Source organism: Leptolyngbya cf. ectocarpi LEGE 11479 (assembly GCF_015207065.1).
GTDB classification, from domain to species: Bacteria; Cyanobacteriota; Cyanobacteriia; order Phormidesmidales; family Phormidesmidaceae; genus Leptothoe; species Leptothoe ectocarpi.
Map to the genome: position 1 here is coordinate 1 of NZ_JADEXP010000454.1, position 4,344 is coordinate 4,344.

Genomic DNA, 4,344 nt, shown 5'->3' on the forward strand with positions numbered 1-4,344 from the left:
GCTTACGGGTTCTTCCAAATCCGATAGCAGTTGGCCCACAATTTCGTCACTGGGTTCTTGGGATAGAGCTTTGGAGTGCTCATTTAAGCTCACCAGTTCATCTGCTAGGGAGTCGGGCAAGCCGTCATCAAAGTCCTCACCTGGAATATCCGTGCCCAAACCCAAAAGCTCTAAATCGACTGTGTCAGGTGCAGCTGCTGAGGTGATGACGGCTAGCTCTTCTGCCTCATTGGCAGATGGATCATCAATATCTATCGAATCGGTGGCAAATCCATCAAACAGATCGAAGTCGGCTGCACTGTCCGCTGCGATAACTTGGACTTTATCCTCAGCGGGCTGCTCCTGGTTCTCTTCCGCATCTAGGTCTGTAGAGGATGGCTGAGAACTGATGGGGTCTGATTCTGAATCATTGTCCAAGTCTAAGTCTTCTAGATTGAGGTCTCGAACAATGGTTTCTAAGGTGTCCTGGTCTAAGGGCTCCAGGGCATCATCTTCCTCAAGGTCATAGTCAGCGGAGAAGGTTTCACCAGCCAGCTTTTGTAAGTCCTGATCCAGCTGCTCCACTAGCTGTCCATCGTCAAAATCAATCAGCAGGTGTTGTTCGGTGCCCGGTTCTACAAGATTGATTAAATCTTCGTCCACTGGTGCGGCGATATAGACATCGTCAGAAGTGTTATCTGAAAAATCTTCGACGGTTTCCGACGGTGACTCATCAGGCAGTAAATCTGCTAGGGAGCTAATGGTATCTCCTACGTCGTTTGGTTCTTCTGGGGACGTGATGCTGTCTCCAAATAGATTTTGAACCGTGGGTTCAGAGACAGACTCCCCAGGGATATCACTATCCAAATTGGGCGGGGGGATGGCATTGCTATCGTCAGCAGATTCCATATCAAATAGCCAATCGTCTGCTATCTGGTTAGCATCGAGCAGGTCTGTTGTCGGTTCATTTGTCGGTTCATTTACAGCGGTATCTGCTGACGACGGTGTTTCTGTCGTGTCGTCATTGGCAAAACTAAAGGCCAGTAAGTCCTCTGATAATTGTCCAGAGGCTGAAGGATTTTCCGGTTCGGCTGTGGAGCTGTCGGTAGGGGCTTGTTCCTGGGCCTCAAGCACCCCTGGGTCAAGCTCTGTATCCAAATTAAATAGATCACCCTCGGATTCGACCTGGGGCAATCCAGCTTGACTGGCTGATGTGTCCGGGGCGCCAAAACTTAATAGGTCGCCCCTGTCGGCACCCATGGCCAGCAGGCCAAAGTTTTCGTCACTATTTTCTAAGGCTGAGTCTAGGCTAAATGCAGTGCTGGGCTCATCCGAGGTATCTGAGATGTCTGGCGTATCCGAGGTATTAATGCTTGTATCGTCGTCGCTTGTGTCGTCGTCAAAGAGAGGGATATCATCCAGTATCAGGGCGTCATCGTCAGTAGACGTGCCTGTTTCAGGGGCGATATCTGAGAATGAGATCGCATTCTCTAATAGGCTCAAATCAGGGTCCGCATCATCGGTTTGAATGAGCGTAATATCGTCGTCTAAATCCTCGTCTAAATCGATGTTTAGACCGAGATCCAGGCTCCTATCATCGGTTTGAATGAGCGTAATATCGTCGTCAATGTCTGAGGATGCGATCGCATCCTCTAGCAGAGCTAACTCAACATCAGGGTCCGCATCATCGGTTTGAATAACCGTAATATCCTCAGGCTCTTCCTCGACTATCCCGGCATCACCCTCATCCGACAAGGCCATCGTGTCCTCTAGCAGACCCAAATCAAGATCGATAGCCACCGTTGGATCGGTCGTATCATCTCCGATTTCTTCCTCTAGGGCCAAATTCTCCAGAGCTTGATCCAGCTCATCTAACTGAACAGCCTCCAAATCCACATCTGTGGTTCTAGAGTCTGGCTCCTGCAACACCGCTTGTTGAGCATCTATCTCACCCGCTAAATAGGATGAAGCGTCCTGTCCCAGCTGTTGAGCAAGATGGTTAATAAAGGCATGGAAGATAACTTCGCCCTGACGGCCTAGACCATGCATTTGATCTAGACCCTCTTCCAAGGAATCACGGTAGCTATCAACACTCTTTTGGAGTGAACCAAAGACAGCTGTTAACGTCGTATCCAATTTCAGCAGCAGTTGGTCTGACTGAGCCTGTAGCAGACGAACTTGCTCTAACCGCTGTCCTGACAACAGAGGGGCTGGCGCATCATCCACCGATAGTTGTTCAGCAGCTGCCGCTTCCATGGCCGCAAAATTTTGCACCATTTGAGCTGATAGCTGCTCTTGGAGTCGTTGCATCAACGTTTCTAAAAAAGCACTAATCTGCTCCTCAGACTGCAGCGGATCCGCACCTCGCTGTGCCTCTAAAACATTAATCTCAGCCTGTAAGCTTTCACGTCTCTGCTGGAGCGACTCAAGCTCCTGACGCATTGGCTTTAGGGAATTTTCTCTGAGATATCGCATCTCTAGGAGCACTCCCTGCAAAACTTGAGAAGCTGACTCCTCAATATCAGGGGCGGTGGGTGGCGGAGAAACCAGATTTCCAGTGCTAGGATCTAGCGGCCCCCAGCCCCCAGGAGACTCAAACGTCTGCTCTAGAGATTGCAGATAGTCGCACAGTTTGTCTAAAAGCTGCCGCTGCCCAGCATCCCCTGACAAACCCAACGGCAAGCGGGAAGCTGGTTTAGCCAAGGTAGCTTCAATTTCAGCAATGAGGCGTTGGATTTGATCCTTTTGAGAAGTCACAGTGCGGCCTTTCAACAACAAACTCTGCAAAGCGGAGAGTAGTCAGCCCGATAACGGACATAACAGCTCCCACCGATGGAATGCCCAAAGTGTAAAGCAGGCTGGCTAAAAAATCACAATTTCCTCTTATCTACAGGCAGTTAAGGAAAAATCCTGACAGTGCTACCCAGGACTGCATAGATCAAGGACGAATTGTATGATTTGCAGATGGAGGCATACTAATCCATCCAAACAATTCTGATGCTAAAAATGTGAAGTTAAGTTAACGAAATTTGGGCTAGGGGGATGATGCAATCGTGCTGTACCCTGTTCTAGACAAAGAATAAGGTAAACCAAAGGCAAACTAATTCTTCATGTTCTAGATGAGTCACCGTTTTAGCGACTAAGCTATGGATTAACCCAAACTTTAGTGGCTAGAGTAGCAAGGCTTTAGTATTTGCTCAATGCCCTTAGGTACCGATTGAGGTCTGCAGGGGGTTGGCGTTTCGAAGTTTGCCCAATATCTACCGTCGCAAAAGCGGCCTCTTCTGTTCGATTTTATTGTTTTAATTGAGTCCACCCAACCGTGGCTTCTCCCCCATATGGACAGCAGATACGGTGCCCGAGATAATTCAGCTGGTGACACCCTGATCGCAGCGGCCCCCTTTTTTCAAGAATTACCTGAGGCAACAGTCCAGCAGGCAACCGCTCAGATCGTGACGCGTCGCCACCCTGCTGGTCAGGTGTTGCTATTGGAAAATGACTGGGGTAATTCGGTCTATTTCATCTTGGATGGATGGGTCAAAATTCGCACCTACAATCTTGATGGCAAGGAAGTAACGCTAAACATTTTGGGTAAGGGTGAGCTGTTTGGTGAGATGGCTCCCCTAGAAGCGGTACCGCGTTCAACCGATGTGATTACGCTAGCGACCACGATGATTGGCAGTATGCCAGCCCAAGATTTTGTTAGCTTACTTAACAGCGAACCTCAGGCGGGTATTCGATTAGCTAAATTGATGGCACGACGGTTACGGCAGGTCAATCGACGGCTGCGACTGCGGGAGTCCGACAGCCAATCGCGGGTGGCTGATGTGCTGCTTTTTCTGGCAGATGGGCAAGGGACCCAGGGGGCTCAAGGGGTGGAAATCCCAAACTTACCGCACCGTGAACTTAGCAGCCTGAGTGGATTGGCACGGGAGACGGTAACCCGCGTTTTGAGTAAATTGGAAAAGAAGGGGCTCATTAGTCGGGAACGCGATGTCATTCGTATTCCTTCCATTGATGACCTAGATCGATTGTTAGTCTAGGTATACTGAGAGATCAAGAAAGGCTTTGGTTAGGATAACTTCTCAACACCATGGGGCAGCCAGACGAGTATCAGGCAGAGACACAGGTTCCGGGTGTGGCAGGTAGCAGCGACTCCGCCGAGAATATTGATGACATTGATTTAGACAGTCCTTGGATAGAAGACGATGAGATATCGTCGGTTACTTCCTCTCAGGCTAAAGCCATCAAAGCCCCTAGCGACAAAGGGCCAGTGGCTATGGTTGAAACCGCTTTTTTAGCCAGTGCTGCTAGCTTGATGTGGCTAATTAATCTATATTTCCCACCGGGGCCTTTGCTGCGGAT

At 49.4% G+C, this 4,344-nt stretch carries 2 protein-coding genes and 1 pseudogene; 2 read left to right on the forward strand and 1 reads right to left on the reverse strand.

All coding sequences use genetic code 11. The features are described 5' to 3' along the window. Positions 1–2,736: hypothetical protein (locus IQ260_RS28170; protein WP_193996390.1), on the reverse strand; the 2,736-nt coding region annotated here is incomplete at its 3' end. A gap of 581 nt (positions 2,737–3,317) precedes the next feature. Between IQ260_RS28170 and IQ260_RS28175 the strand changes: the two genes are divergently transcribed. Together IQ260_RS28175 and IQ260_RS28180 are read left to right on the forward strand one after the other, a co-directional pair. Next, positions 3,318–4,022, forward strand: coding sequence for a Crp/Fnr family transcriptional regulator (locus IQ260_RS28175; RefSeq protein WP_193996391.1), 705 nt, complete (start codon positions 3,318–3,320; stop codon positions 4,020–4,022). A 50-nt stretch (positions 4,023–4,072) separates the two neighbouring features. Then, positions 4,073–4,344 (forward strand): annotated as a pseudogene (locus IQ260_RS28180) (DUF2232 domain-containing protein); the annotation flags it as partial.

Bases quoted from the DNA above. Each gene is read 5' to 3' on its own strand.
- IQ260_RS28175 (WP_193996391.1), top strand. From the start codon at position 3,318: ATGGACAGCAGATACGGTGCCCGAGATAATTCAGCTGGTGACACCCTG.